This is a genomic window from Maribacter sp. UBA3344 (genome assembly GCF_002362375.1).
Lineage (GTDB): Bacteria > Bacteroidota > Bacteroidia > Flavobacteriales > Flavobacteriaceae > Maribacter > Maribacter dokdonensis.
Genome location: NZ_DERI01000021.1, coordinates 78,769 through 92,922 on the forward strand (window position 1 = coordinate 78,769; position 14,154 = coordinate 92,922).

Sequence of the window (14,154 nt, forward strand, 5' to 3'; positions counted from 1 at the left end):
GGTACATTTCAACACACGGTGTTAAAAACTTTGTGGTCAAAATACCTAAACTAACTTTATATTTTCAATGCAATTTTAAATCTTTGTTAGTACCTTCAGAGAAGAAAACTATTTCTTTTTCACTACTAATTTTAAATCTAAATTATATGTCCGCAGCTTTAGAGCCTATTTTGGAGCCAAATGATGATCGCTTTGTTATTTTTCCTATTAAACATGATGATTTATGGGAATGGTATAAAAAATGTGAGGCTTGTTTTTGGACAGCGGAGGAGATTGATCTTCATGAAGATTTAAATGATTGGAATAACAAACTGAATGATGACGAGCGTTATTTTATAAAACATATTCTTGCATTTTTTGCAGCTTCCGATGGTATTGTTAATGAGAATTTGGCTGAAAATTTTGTGAGTGAGGTTCAATATGCCGAAGCAAAGTTCTTTTATGGATTTCAAATAATGATGGAGAATATTCATTCTGAAACCTATTCGCTTTTGATAGATACTTATGTAAAAGATGAAAAGGAAAAGAATGTTCTTTTCAAAGCTTTGGAAAATTTTCCAGCAATAAAGAAAAAAGCAGATTGGGCCTTAAATTGGATCGAGTCGCCAAGTTTTGCAGAACGATTAATTGCTTTTGCAGCAGTAGAAGGTATATTTTTCTCCGGTGCCTTCTGTTCCATATTCTGGTTAAAGAAAAGGGGCTTAATGCCAGGTCTAACTTTTTCTAACGAACTTATATCAAGAGATGAAGGCATGCATTGTGATTATGCGGTTCACCTGCATAACAAGCATTTAATGAATAAAGTGCCAAAAGAACGTATTACTCAAATTTTGACCAATGCCCTGGATATTGAGCGTGAGTTTATTACAGAGTCGTTACCGGTTAGTTTAATTGGAATGAACTCTAAATTAATGACGCAGTATTTGGAATTTGTAACAGATAGGTTATTAGTTGAACTTGAATGTGATAGAGTGTACAATGCCTCCAATCCATTTGATTTTATGGATATGATTTCCTTGCAAGGCAAAACTAACTTCTTTGAAAAACGTGTTTCTGAATATCAGAAAGCAGGCGTTTTGAACAAGGATAAAGATGATGATTCCCAGAAAATTAGCTTTGATGCTGATTTCTAATTAATGTAGTGCACAATTTTACCAATAGAAGTATACGGGAAAATTGTGTCATCATTTAAAATGTTAAAATTTTAACATTAATAACGTAAATATAATATTAACCCTTAATTGTTTGTAGCCAAATGTTCGTAGTTAAAAGAGATGGAAGAAAAGAAGTGGTCATGTTTGATAAGATCACCGCACGTGTACGTAAATTATGTTATGGTCTAAATGGTCTTGTTGATCCGCTAAAGGTAGCTATGCGGGTAATAGAAGGTCTTTACGATGGTGTAACTACTTCTGAGTTAGATAATCTAGCAGCGGAAATAGCGGCAACAATGACTACCACACACCCAGATTATGCAAAATTGGCTGCACGTATATCTGTATCTAACCTACATAAGAATACTAAAAAATCGTTCTCACAAACCATGAACGACCTATATACTTATGTCAACCCTAGAACTGGTAAAAAGGCTCCTTTATTATCAGATGAGGTTCATAAGGTAATTGCTGAAAATTCAGAAAGATTAGATTCTACGATCATCTATAATAGAGATTTTAGCTATGACTATTTCGGCTTTAAGACTTTGGAGCGTTCTTACTTATTAAAGATCAACGGTAAAATTGCAGAACGACCACAACACATGCTAATGCGAGTATCTGTAGGTATACATTTAAATGACCTTGATGCTGCTATAGAAACGTATGAACTAATGTCTAAAAAGTTCTTTACACATGCTACGCCAACATTGTTCAATTCAGGAACACCAAAGCCTCAAATGTCATCATGTTTTCTTTTGGCTATGAAAGATGACAGTATTGATGGAATTTATGATACTTTAAAACAGACCGCCAAAATTTCCCAATCTGCAGGAGGTATAGGTTTATCTATACATAACATTAGAGCAACTGGGTCTTATATAGCAGGTACAAACGGTACATCAAATGGTATAGTGCCAATGCTACAAGTGTTTAATGATACTGCTCGCTATGTAGATCAAGGTGGTGGTAAACGTAAAGGTAGTTTTGCAATATATCTTGAGCCTTGGCATGCCGATATTTTTGAATTTTTAGACCTTAAAAAGAACCATGGTAAGGAAGAAATGCGTGCAAGGGATTTGTTTTATGCCATGTGGATTTCAGATTTGTTCATGAGAAGGGTAGAAGCCAATGAAGATTGGACTTTAATGTGTCCTAATGAATGTCCAGATTTGTTTAATAGACATAGTGATGGGTTTGAAAAACTTTATCTACAATATGAAGCTGAAGGTAAAGGACGCAAAACGGTCAAGGCGCGGGAACTTTGGGAAAAAATATTAGAATCGCAGATAGAAACGGGCACACCGTATATGTTGTATAAAGATGCGGCCAACCGTAAGAGCAATCAAAAGAATCTTGGAACCATACGTTCATCAAATCTTTGTACCGAAATCATGGAATATACCTCGCCAGATGAGGTAGCCGTGTGTAATTTAGCATCTATTGCGTTACCTATGTTTGTAAAAAACGGTGAGTTTGATCATAAAGAATTGTTTAAGGTGACCAAGAGAGTGACTAAAAACCTTAACAAGGTCATTGATAGAAATTACTACCCTGTTAAAGAAGCAGAGAACTCAAACATGCGCCATAGGCCTATTGGTTTAGGTGTGCAGGGTCTTGCAGATACTTTTATAATGCTGAGAATGCCTTTCACAAGTGACGATGCAAAAAAATTAAACCAAGAAATTTTTGAAACTTTATATTTTGGTGCAGTGACGGCATCAATGGAAATAGCCAAAGAAGAAGGTCCATATTCTACTTTTGAAGGTTCTCCAATGTCCAAAGGAGAATTTCAATACAATATGTGGGGAGTAAAAGATGATGAATTATCCGGTAGATGGGACTGGGCAAAACTTCGTAAAGAAGTGCAGTCCAATGGGGTAAGAAACTCTCTTTTAGTAGCACCTATGCCTACTGCTTCCACTTCGCAAATATTAGGGAACAATGAGTGTTTTGAACCTTATACATCTAACATTTATACAAGACGCGTTCTTTCAGGTGAATTTATTGTGGTCAATAAACATCTTTTAGAAGATCTTGTTGGTTTAGGTATGTGGAACGAGAGTATGAAACAAGAGCTTATGAGAGCCAATGGATCTATTCAGCATATAGAAACAATACCCCAAGATATCAGGGATCTGTATAAAACGGTTTGGGAGCTCAGTATGAAAGACATTATAGATATGTCTAGACAAAGAGGTTATTTTATTGATCAGAGCCAGTCCTTGAACTTGTTTATGGAAAATGCCAATTATTCTAAACTTACCTCAATGCATTTTTATGCTTGGAAGAGTGGTTTAAAGACAGGAATGTATTATTTACGTACCAAAGCAGCTGTTGATGCGATCAAGTTTACATTGGATAACAGTAAGAAAAATGTTGTCGCTACAGATGAGGTGAAGAAGACAGAAGTTGTTACGGCAATAGACAGTGAAGTGGTTATTACAGATACAAAGGTTTCTAAAGTGGCTGCTCAAGCAGAATTGGATATAGCACCTTTGTCACCTCAGGAGATGAAAGAAATGATTGCTAGGGCTAAGGAAGGGCAGGCAGATGATGATTGTTTAATGTGTGGTTCTTAAATACCATTTTTAAAAATAACCATAAAAAAGACCCCACATTTTGGGGTCTTTTTTACATACGGCTAAGCCGGAGGTTAAGTAAGGGGGCGTTTATTTATCGTTTGTGATATATGGCTTTAATACCGTCGTAAATACCAACGCGGCAACATATATCATTAATATTGTAATGTAGTTTTCCATAACTTAAGTAAAAGGGTATAAGCTATATACGTATTAAAAACCTGTTTGGATTACGGAAATTTAATGGTATCGTTAAAAAGACTGTGACACATTAATCTTACAGCGTTTTTAAAGTTGAACCATTTGTAGGTTAGTTTCATTTGAAATAGCTCAAATGAATTGGACCTTATCTTCTTATAGATGTAAAAAGATAATTTTGAAGCCAGTAATAAACCGGCATAGACGAGTATTGCTTGTAGGTATTGGGACATATACAAAAGAACGAATAAGTAAGTTAATTCTTACAAAGTGGATATGTATTTCATCGAATAAATATTATTTTTCGATGAAATACATTCAGTTCTTCTTTTACTAATCGGTCATAGTGTTGCTGAACCCTATTTAAAGCTATCTACTTTTTTATATGCTTCAATTACGGCGAGTTCACCTTCTTTGCCCTCTCTAGAGTTTCCATGTTCCATGCCTAAAATACCATCATAACCCTGCTCATGAACCCATTTGAACACGTTGCCATAGTTTATTTCGCCAGTTGTGGGTTCTTTTCTTCCGGGGTTGTCTCCAATTTGTATATAGGCTATTTCAGACCAAGAAGCTTCCATATTGGGTATTAAATTGCCTTCTTGTATTTGTTGGTGATAGATATCGAACAATATTTTACATGAAGGTGAATCAACTGCTCTACATATTTCATAGGCTTGGGGCGAATCCGTCAGGAATAATCCTGGATGATCCCTGAAATTTAAAGGTTCCAAAACCATTGCAATATTATGTGGTTCCAGTAAAGCTGATGCCTGTCTAAGACTTTCAATAACGTTGGCAGTCTGGTAGCCCATTTTTAGTTTCAAATCTAAATGTCCGGGTACTACTGTCATCCATTTGGCGTTCACCCGCTTGGCAACCGCTATAGAGTTTTTAATATCATTTAAGAACTCTGCTCTTTTTGTCTTATCTCCAGACGCAAGATTAGGGGTTTTCCAATGTATTTCGTGTGCTACGAAGACGCCCATCTCCAAACCGCGTTCTTTCATGGTTTTTGCCATCTTCTCTTGCAGTTCAATAGGTCGTTTACGCATTTCATTATCTTCGAATGCGGTATAACCTTGATCGGCCATAAAGTTTAATTGATCAATAGGATCTTCACCTGCAAGATTTTTGAACATCCCTAAATGGGGAGCATATTTTAGGTTGTATTTATGAACTTTTGGTTTCTGGTTCATAGAATTTGCATAAGCTAAACTGCTAGCTAATGAGATGGCCCCTGTGGTCAAGACGGACTTTTGAATGAAATCTCTTCTTTTCATAAGTGGTTTTTTAAAGTAAAAAGCCAAGAACTATTTACGATCAAGTTCTTGGCTTTTAATAATTAGAAAGTTATATGGTTATAAGGACCATGCCTTACCACCTGTAAGCTCTTGCATATCTCCACATGCTACGTATTCACCCGGTACAGGTAAATATGCCAATACTTCTTCACCTACATATTCAGAAGCTTTATAGCCCCAAATGGTCATTCCTCTCAAGTTGTTGGCAAATGCAAATCTTGATATTTCATCATCTATTTCCGCGGTTGTACCTTCAGATATAGCTTTTGTGTAACTATTGATAGTTTCGAACATTTCTGCTTGCTGATCTTTTGTGTATTTCAAAGAACTTGCCAATACTGGCTCTAAGTCTTCGGTGGTAAGATCTTCGGCATTTTCCTTGCCAGAATCTGCCAACGCTTTATCAATAAATTTGGTCATTGACATTTTAAGGAAATCCTGTTGTTCCTTTTCCATTACATCTTGCGCAAATTTGTCGATAAAAATATCTACTTGTACTTCAGAAGCAGAGGGAGTATCTGTTTTAGGTAAAATGATGTCTACCAATTTTGTTAAAACGTTACCTTGGGATTGAGCTAGAAATTCGGGAGTCCAGGTAATTGCCGGTTCACTTTTACAGCTTTGAACGATTGATAATAAAGTTGGGGTGGCCACCATATATCCAAGTGACATTCCCATATTTTTTAATACGCGTCTTCTATCCATTATATATTTCCTTTTTTAAGTTCTTGAACCGCATGGTTTGCAGCTCTGGCCGTAAAGGCCATATAGGTTAATGATGGGTTTACACAACTTGCAGAGGTCATAAATGAACCATCGGTTACGTAAACATTTGGTACATCATGTAGTTGATTGTTACCATTCAATACCGATGTTTTTCTGTCTCTTCCCATACGGGCAGTTCCCATCTCATGAATACCTAAACCTAATGCACTTTCGTTATCATAACCTTTTACATCTCTTAAACCTGCTTTTTCTAACATATCTACAGCAGATTCTAGCATGTCTTTTCGCATTTTAAGCTCGTTTTCTTGTAATTCGGCATCAAATGTCACGGTAGGCAGTCCCCAGTCATCTAATTTGTCATAGTCTAGGGTAAATCTATTGTTCTCATATGGCAATACTTCACCAAAGCCCATCATACCGAACGTCCATCCACCTGGCTTTAATACGGCATCTTTTAAATCTTTACCATAAGATAGCTCGGCAATGGTTTCTTCCCAATTACCTCTAGAGGCACCACCTTGGTATCCAAATCCTCTTTTATAATCTCTGTCAGAATCACCACCTAAATTTCTAAATCTTGGAATATAGATACCGCTTGGCTTTCTTCCTTTGTAATATTTATCATCAAAACCATCAAACTTGCCAGACGCACCCACTTGTAATTGGTGGTCCATAATATTACGTCCTAATTGATCAGATGCGTTACCCATACCATTAGGGAACGTTTCAGATTTAGATTGCATTAAGATAGATGTAGAGGCAATGGCCGATGCACATAAGAAAATCACCTTTGCTTTGAACTCAAAAGTTTCTTTAGTGTTTGCGTCAATTACTTTTACACCTGTTGCTTTCTTGGTATTTGGATCATACATTACTTCATGTACAATAGAGTCTGGTCTCAAGGTCATGTTACCTGTAGCTTCCGCTGCCGGTAATGTTGATGATAAACTACTAAAGTAAGCTCCAAAAGGACAACCTCTAATACATCTATTTCTAAATTGACATTTACTTCTTCCGTCAAATTGTTTTGTTCCTGTAATATGGGCTGTTCTACCAGCTGTTACCACACGCCCATCAAAATTCTCCGCAACCTTTTCCCTAAATTCCTGCTCAACACAGTTAAGCTCCATCATGGGTAGAAATTTACCATCAGGTAATTGTTCCAAACCTAAGTTCTCTCCACTTACCCCTATATATTCTTCTACCTTGTCATACCAAGGTGCTATATCTTTATAGCGTACAGGCCAATCTACGGCAATACCCTCTTTTTTATTTGCTTCAAAATCAATATCACTCAAACGGTAACTTTGACGGCCCCATTGTAAAGAACGTCCACCTAAATGGTAACCTCTCATCCAATCAAATCGTTTGGTTTCGTTGTACGGATGTTTAAGGTCATTAACGAACCACATGTGACTGGCTTGGTTTGTAGTGTAGCCGGTTCTGTTTTGTTTTGGTTGTTGTGCTATGATTTCCTTAGTAGGTTCCCCGGCATTCGGGAAATCCCATGGGTCCATATTGGCGGTCTCATAGTCTTCAATATGTTTTACCATTCGACCTCTTTCCAAAACTAGTGTTTTAAGGCCGGCTTCACATAATTCTTTTGCGGCCCAACCACCACTAATTCCTGTTCCTACAACTATAGCGTCATAGGACTCCTGCTCTTCATTGTAATAAAATTTGCTCATAAAAGTTGTTTAATCTCTAAATTTATTAAATATTAAATTAATTCTATACATTTATTGTCCATTCTTCTTGCGAAATTCGCTAAAATATGCATCTTGCATATGCATAAAATCTATACACGGTTTTACGCAAACGATTGAGATTATTATTCAAACAACAACAAACAACCAAAAATGAGAACAAACAAGTTTATTAAGATTACTACAGCAGTATGTGTTGGACTATTAGTATTAGGTACTTACTCCTGTAAAGACGCCAAGAAAGAAAAAGTGGCAGAACCTGAAGTAGTAGAAGAAACACGTAATGCCGAACCATTTTTTGATTTATCACTCGCGCAGTGGTCTATGCATAAAATGATTAGGGAAGATGGCGTAGATCCGTATTCTTTTGCCGAAAAAGCTAAAAATTGGGGTTTTACCGGGTTAGAGTATGTTAGCCAATTGTACAATCCGGAACTTGAAAAAGCTAATTACTCTGAAGAGGCTATGGCAAATTTTGTTGCCAAATCTAATGCCGAAGCTGAAAAGTACGGAATGAAAAATGTGTTGATCATGATCGATGGTCAAGGTAATTTGGCGGTCAATGATGAAGCAGAAAGAAATGAAACCGTAGAAAAACATAAAAAATGGGTAGATGCAGCTGCAGCAATGGGTTGCCATGCCATTAGAGTAAATCTTAATGGTAGTACCGTGCCGGAAGAATGGATAAAAAACTCAGTAGACGGTTTAACAAAATTAGCTACCTATGCAAAAACCAAGAATATTAATATTTTGGTAGAAAATCATGGCGGACTCTCTTCTAACGGTGAACTTCATGCGGAAGTAATGAAAACCGTAAATATGGATAATTGTGGAAGTCTACCTGATTTTGGTAATTTCTGCATAGAACGTAAGCCAGATAGTTGGGATTGCCTTAAAGAGTATGATAAATACAAGGGGGTTAAAGAACTTATGCCTTATGCAAAGGCAGTTAGTGCCAAATCAAATAATTTTGATACCGATGGGTATGATACAGGTATAGACTATGTACAAATGTTGCAGATTGTTAAAGACGCAGGTTATACAGGTTTTATTGGTGTAGAATATGAAGGTTCTGAAATTAGCGAAGAAGCCGGTATTATTGCTACTAGAGACTTATTGATAAAAGCCTCAAATGAAATAGAATAATTTTTATGGAATGATGTATGGAAGCTTTTTTTAATGAAATTTTCGACTATAATTTTCACTGTAATAAAAAATTGATCGAGCAATGTTCAGAGCTAGACGACGTACCGGCAAACACGGTACGTTTGTTTAGCCATATTCTGAACGCGCACCATATATGGAATGCTAGATTGGTGCATAAGCCGAGCAAATTGCAGATTTGGCAAGAGCATGAGATAAAGGACTGGTCAGATATTCATTATGATAATCAGCGTACATCTTTTGAGATTATCTCTAATGCAGATAATTTTGAAAAGCGCATAGATTATGAGAATACGGAGGGTAGACTTTTTACAAATACCGTTCAGGATATTCTATTCCATATCATAAATCATTCTACCAATCACCGCGGTCAAATTGCTGTGGATTTTAGAAATAATGAGAAGAAGCCAATAGGTTTTGATTATGTTTATTATAGAAGATAGATGAAAAGTTTAGTTAGGGCACAGCTTTGCTTCATGATGTTTTTAGAGTTTTTTATTTGGGGTGCATGGTTTGTAACATTAGGCACTTTTTTAGGGAATAACTTAAAAGCAACAGATGGGGAAATAGCATTGGCATTTTCAACACAATCTTGGGGGGCTATTATAGCTCCCTTTGTTATAGGAATTATTGCGGACAGATATTTCAATGCGGAAAGAATCTTGGGAGTTTTACATATTCTAGGCGGGGTACTTATGTATTTCATGTACGGAGCAACCGAATTTGATGATTTTTATATTTTGGTTTTAGGATATATGATTTTGTACATGCCTACATTGGCATTGGTGAACTCGGTCTCTTTCAATCAAATGAAAAACCCTGCCAAGGAATTCTCTTTGGTTCGTGTTTTTGGAACATTGGGTTGGGTAATAGCCGGCCTATCGATCAGCTATGTGTTTAATTGGGACCAAGGCATGAATATTGGAGATGGTCTGCTTAGAAATACATTTTTGATGACCGCAATTGCATCGGCCATACTAGGTGTTTTTAGTTTTACATTACCTAAAACACCACCAAGAGCGGCAACTACGGGTAAGATTAGTTTCAAAGAAATACTGGGTTTAGATTCCTTAACTCTGTTTAAGGACAAGAACTTCTTGATATTCTTTATGTCATCGGTCTTAATATGTATTCCTTTGGCATTCTACTATCAGAACGCCAATCCTTTTTTGGTAGAGATAGGAATGAACAATCCTACCGGTAAAATGACATTGGGGCAAGTTTCTGAAATTGCCTTTATGCTTTTATTGCCCTATTTTTTCACCAAGTTCGGTTTTAAGAAAACTATTCTTGTTGCTATGGCCGCTTGGGTAGTACGTTATTTGCTCTTTGCCTTTGGAGATGTAAACGAGCTAGGCTTTATGCTGATAATTGGAATTGCATTACACGGAATCTGTTATGATTTTTTCTTTGTTTCAGGACAGATTTATACGGATAGCAAAGCTGGTGAAAAATTTAAAAGCTCTGCCCAAGGTCTAATTACATTGGCAACTTATGGGGTAGGTATGCTCATAGGTTTTTGGGTAGCAGGTAAAATATCTACTGCGTATGTAATAAATGATGGGGAACATATATGGCAAACGATTTGGATGTATCCGGCTGGTTTTGCATTAGTTGTTCTTATTTTGTTCGCTATTTTTTTCAAAACGGAGAAAATAGATTATCAATCTTAGATAAATTCTTTAATTTAAGCGCCAGAAATCAATAGACCATTAGTGCAAATAGCCTTTATTTTATAGATAAATGGCTTCAATATTTCAAAATAGATAATAGTAATCCGACAAATTTTAGTAAATATTATTTTCAATTTAAACAACAACAAAAATGCCAAAGAAAATACGATTAGGAATATTAGGTGGAGGAGGAGATTCACTTATAGGAGTTTTACATAGAGTAGCTTCTTTTATTAATGACAATTACCAAATTACAGGTGCTGTGTTCAATCCGGATCATGATGCCAGTATTGCATTTGCAAAGGAAATAGATGTACCCTTAAATAGAATATACAAAGATTTTGACACCCTTATAGAAGAGGAGTTGAAATTGCCTGAAGATGAGCGTATACAGGTATGCTCTGTTCTAACACCAAATTTCTTGCATTACCCAATGGCAAAGAAGTTATTGGACAATGGGTTTAGTGTTATTTGTGAAAAGCCAATGACCACAACGTTAGAGGAAGCCAAGGATTTACAAAAAGCACATGCCAAAGCAGGTACCGTTTTTGCTTTGACACATACGTATACCGGGTACCCAATGGTACGTCAAATGCGTGAAATGATCAAGGCAGGAGCTTTGGGTAAAATACATAAAGTTGATGCCGTTTATTACCAAGGGTGGATCAATACCATTATACATGATAAAGAGAAAAGATCTTCAGTTTGGAGATTGGATCCTAAAAAAGCAGGTATTAGTTCTTGTATGGGTGATATAGGTGTTCATGCTTTTAATATGGTAGAATATACTACCGGATTAAAAGTTAAAGAGCTACTTTGTGATTTCAATTACCTATACGAAGACAATCAAATGGATGTTGATGGTACCGTACTTATTCGCATGGGAGATCATGTAAAAGGTGTTATTAGAGGTAGCCAGGTGGCCACAGGTGAGGAAAATGGTTTGGCTATTGCTATTTATGGTGAAAAAGGAGCATTTAGATGGGAGCAAGAACGACCTAATTTTTTATATAAATTAAGTGATACGGAGCCTACGCAAGTTTATAAGCCTGGTCATGCCTATAACTCTGAATTATCATTAGACGGAACAAAATTGCCAGCAGGTCATCCTGAAGGTATATTTGATTCTATGGCGAATATTTACAAAGGTGTTGCAAAGGCCATTAGAGGAGAAGATTACAATGATGGTGAGTTCCCCACCATGGCAGATGGTGTTCGCGGTATGAATTTCATAGAAGCCACTGTAGAATCGCACAAAAGCGGTAATAATTGGGTAGCTCTAGAAAACTAATCCATTATATAGTAGAAAATAAAAGAGCCGCATTTTGCGGCTCTTTTTTATGTTGTAAAATGAAAAACTAGGAATGTACCATTTTAAATTCTTGACAGACAACGATCATACTTTCCCTAGGTTCCCTATTGAATTTTTGCAACTCTCTACTGAAAAGGTCCCAATGGTATTTTTTCCAGTACTCTAACGTTTTATCCCCGTTTGCTTCAAGTTGGGCATAAGCCGAATCAATACTAAAATAAGGTTTAATTGTAACTGCGGTGGTAGCAACTATGCATTGTGCTTCACCACTATAATTGGTTACCACAATGTAGTCTCCTATTTTAGGTAAGGGTTCATGACGGTTTTGTAGGCCTAACAAAGAATGTGTAATCGCTTTTTTAACACCGGTTTTAATTAAATTGGCATTCTCATTGGCGTTGGTTTCATTGTCGCCAAAATACATAGTTTTAGGCGTTTCGTGAAAAACGTCTTCCAAGTGGTTTTTTAAATAACTTCCCCACATGTTTCTTGCCGATGCATTCTCCATAGATTAATATTTTCTGTAATGTTTAGTTTGTAGTAAACGCTATTCTTTATAATAAATTTCAGTATCAAGAAAATTTACCTTCTTTTAACTGTTCGGCTGCATGGTTTGCAGCTCTGGCAGTAAATGCCATATAGGTCAATGATGGGTTTACACAACTAGACGAAGACATAAAAGCGCCATCCGTTACATACACATTAGGTACTAAATGTACTTGGTTGTTCTTGTTGATTATTGAGGTCTTTGCGCTGTGCCCCATTCTGGCGCCTCCCATTTCGTGAATGCCCAAACCTGGTCCGCTAGACTCTTCATAAGAAGCTACATCTTTAAAGCCTGCAGCTTTGAACATGGTAACAATCTCTTTTTTGATGTCTTCACGCATATTATACTCGTTCTCTTTAAACTCTACATCAAAAGCTAGTTGAGGTAAACCCCATTTGTCCTTTTCGGTAGGGCTTAGGGTTACTCTATTATCATCATAGGGTAAAAACTCACCAAATCCCGTTACGCCAATGGTCCAGCGACCTGGTTTCAATACAGACTCCTTTAAGTCTTTACCATATGAAAGTTCTCCAATTTCTTTTGACCAATCTCCCCTGCTGGCCGTGCCTTGGTAGCCAAAACCTCGTAAATATCCATTCCGTTTTGTTTTTTCGTTCAAGTTTACAAAACGTGGTATGTAAAACCCGTTGGCTCGCCTTCCTTTATAGTATTTGTCTAGGTAGCCATCAACTTTTGCCGTAGCACCTAATTTATAATGGTGGTCCATAATTCCTCTTCCCAAAGCATCAGAATCGTTTCCTAATCCGTTCGGGAAGCGCTTGGATTTGGATTGTAATAGAATACCGACCGATGCCATTGCAGATGCGCATAAAAAAATCACCTTTGCCTTAAATTCAATTTTCTCATTTGTTTCTGCATCTATAATTTTTACGCCTGTTGCTTTTTTGGTATTATCATCATAGATAACCTCATACACTATAGAGTTTGGTCTTAGGGTCATATTTCCGGTTCGTTCCGCTGCCGGTAATGTTGATGAGTTACTACTGAAATAACCGCCAAATGGGCATCCGCGCCAACAACGATCTCTGTTTTGGCAAGTACCACGACCTTCAAAAGTGGCATTGGGATCGGTAATATGTGCGGCCCTACCTATGGTAATCAATCTTCCGTCTTCGAATTTTTCTGCAACGTTGTTTTTAAAATCCTCTTCTACACAATTTAATTTCATGGCAGGTTGAAAAATTCCGTCAGGTAACACATCTAACCCTAAGGCCTCACCGCTTACACCTATATACTCTTCAACTTTATCGTACCAAGGAGCAATATCCTTATATCTTACGGGCCAGTCTACGCCAATACCTTCTTTTTTGTTGGCTTCAAAATCAATATCGCTCCAACGGTAACTTTGTCGACCCCAGGTAAGTGATCTGCCGCCTACTTGATATCCACGTATCCAATCAAAACGTTTGGTCTCTACATAAGGGTGTTCCAGGTCATTGACAAAAAAATGTTTAGAATCTTCTGTAGGTGCCCAATTTACCCGTTTTTGAACATGGTATTTTTCTTTATCTTCTTTAGAAAGTTGACCTTTTAACGGGTAATCCCAAGGGTTATCGTGCATGGTAGGATAGTCTTCAATATGCTTCACCATAGGGCCACGTTCCAAGACAAGTGTTTTTAAGCCCTTCTCTGTTAATTCCTTAGCGGCCCAGCCACCACTTATTCCTGTGCCGACCACGATTGCGTCGAATATTTCATCTTGATTCATGCTTCAATTTTTATCTTTTTCTGATGGTATTCCCTATATTTATAGCAAATCTTTAAAGT

General features: G+C 36.9%; 11 protein-coding genes. 6 read left to right on the forward strand and 5 right to left on the reverse strand.

The features are described from left to right. The first annotated feature begins 146 nt into the window (after nt 1–146). Together B2Z27_RS13605 and B2Z27_RS13610 are read left to right on the forward strand one after the other, a co-directional pair. Nucleotides 147–1,133, forward strand: a complete 987-nt coding sequence (locus B2Z27_RS13605) for a ribonucleotide-diphosphate reductase subunit beta (protein ID WP_058104406.1) — start codon at nt 147–149, stop codon at nt 1,131–1,133. A gap of 122 nt (nt 1,134–1,255) precedes the next feature. After that, the gene (locus B2Z27_RS13610; protein ID WP_286814055.1) at nt 1,256–3,736 is read left to right on the forward strand and encodes a ribonucleoside-diphosphate reductase subunit alpha; all 2,481 of its coding nucleotides are present in this window, start codon (nt 1,256–1,258) and stop codon (nt 3,734–3,736) included. A gap of 557 nt (nt 3,737–4,293) precedes the next feature. Here the strand turns inward: B2Z27_RS13610 and B2Z27_RS13615 are convergent. From B2Z27_RS13615 to B2Z27_RS13625, 3 genes are all read right to left on the reverse strand, one after another. Then, complete coding sequence (locus B2Z27_RS13615; RefSeq protein ID WP_286814056.1) at nt 4,294–5,217, reverse strand: hydroxypyruvate isomerase family protein; 924 nt, start codon at nt 5,215–5,217, stop codon at nt 4,294–4,296. 78 nt (nt 5,218–5,295) lie between these two features. Next, nucleotides 5,296–5,943, reverse strand: a complete 648-nt coding sequence (locus B2Z27_RS13620) for a gluconate 2-dehydrogenase subunit 3 family protein (protein ID WP_071340965.1) — start codon at nt 5,941–5,943, stop codon at nt 5,296–5,298. Beyond that, nucleotides 5,943–7,652, reverse strand: a complete 1,710-nt coding sequence (locus B2Z27_RS13625) for a GMC oxidoreductase (protein WP_210706433.1) — start codon at nt 7,650–7,652, stop codon at nt 5,943–5,945. Before B2Z27_RS13625 ends, B2Z27_RS13620 begins: the two co-directional genes overlap by 1 nt. Before the next feature lie 171 nt (nt 7,653–7,823). Here B2Z27_RS13625 and B2Z27_RS13630 point away from each other — a divergent pair, with 171 nt between their 5' ends. From B2Z27_RS13630 to B2Z27_RS13645, 4 genes are all read left to right on the forward strand, one after another. Next, nucleotides 7,824–8,816 carry a sugar phosphate isomerase/epimerase family protein gene (locus B2Z27_RS13630; RefSeq protein ID WP_286814057.1) on the forward strand — a complete coding sequence of 331 codons (993 nt, stop codon included), beginning with the start codon at nt 7,824–7,826 and terminating at the stop codon, nt 8,814–8,816. Nucleotides 8,817–8,833: 17 nt separating this feature from the next. Beyond that, entirely contained in the window at nt 8,834–9,277 is a 444-nt protein-coding gene (locus B2Z27_RS13635) for a DinB family protein (protein ID WP_210706435.1), read from the forward strand. Next, the gene (locus B2Z27_RS13640) at nt 9,278–10,507 is read left to right on the forward strand and encodes a nucleoside permease (protein WP_286814058.1); all 1,230 of its coding nucleotides are present in this window, start codon (nt 9,278–9,280) and stop codon (nt 10,505–10,507) included. Nucleotides 10,508–10,658: 151 nt separating this feature from the next. Continuing rightward, on the forward strand, nt 10,659–11,798 hold the full coding sequence (locus tag B2Z27_RS13645) for a Gfo/Idh/MocA family protein (RefSeq protein WP_058104398.1): 1,140 nt from the start codon (nt 10,659–10,661) through the stop codon (nt 11,796–11,798). A gap of 67 nt (nt 11,799–11,865) precedes the next feature. Here the strand turns inward: B2Z27_RS13645 and B2Z27_RS13650 are convergent, their stop codons facing one another. Together B2Z27_RS13650 and B2Z27_RS13655 are read right to left on the reverse strand one after the other, a co-directional pair. Further along, nucleotides 11,866–12,327 carry an ASCH domain-containing protein gene (locus B2Z27_RS13650; protein WP_091607643.1) on the reverse strand — a complete coding sequence of 154 codons (462 nt, stop codon included), beginning with the start codon at nt 12,325–12,327 and terminating at the stop codon, nt 11,866–11,868. A 64-nt stretch (nt 12,328–12,391) separates the two neighbouring features. Further along, a complete protein-coding gene (locus tag B2Z27_RS13655) occupies nt 12,392–14,095 on the reverse strand; it encodes a GMC oxidoreductase (protein WP_286814059.1) in 1,704 nt (567 codons plus the stop codon). Nucleotides 14,096–14,154 lie beyond the last annotated feature (59 nt).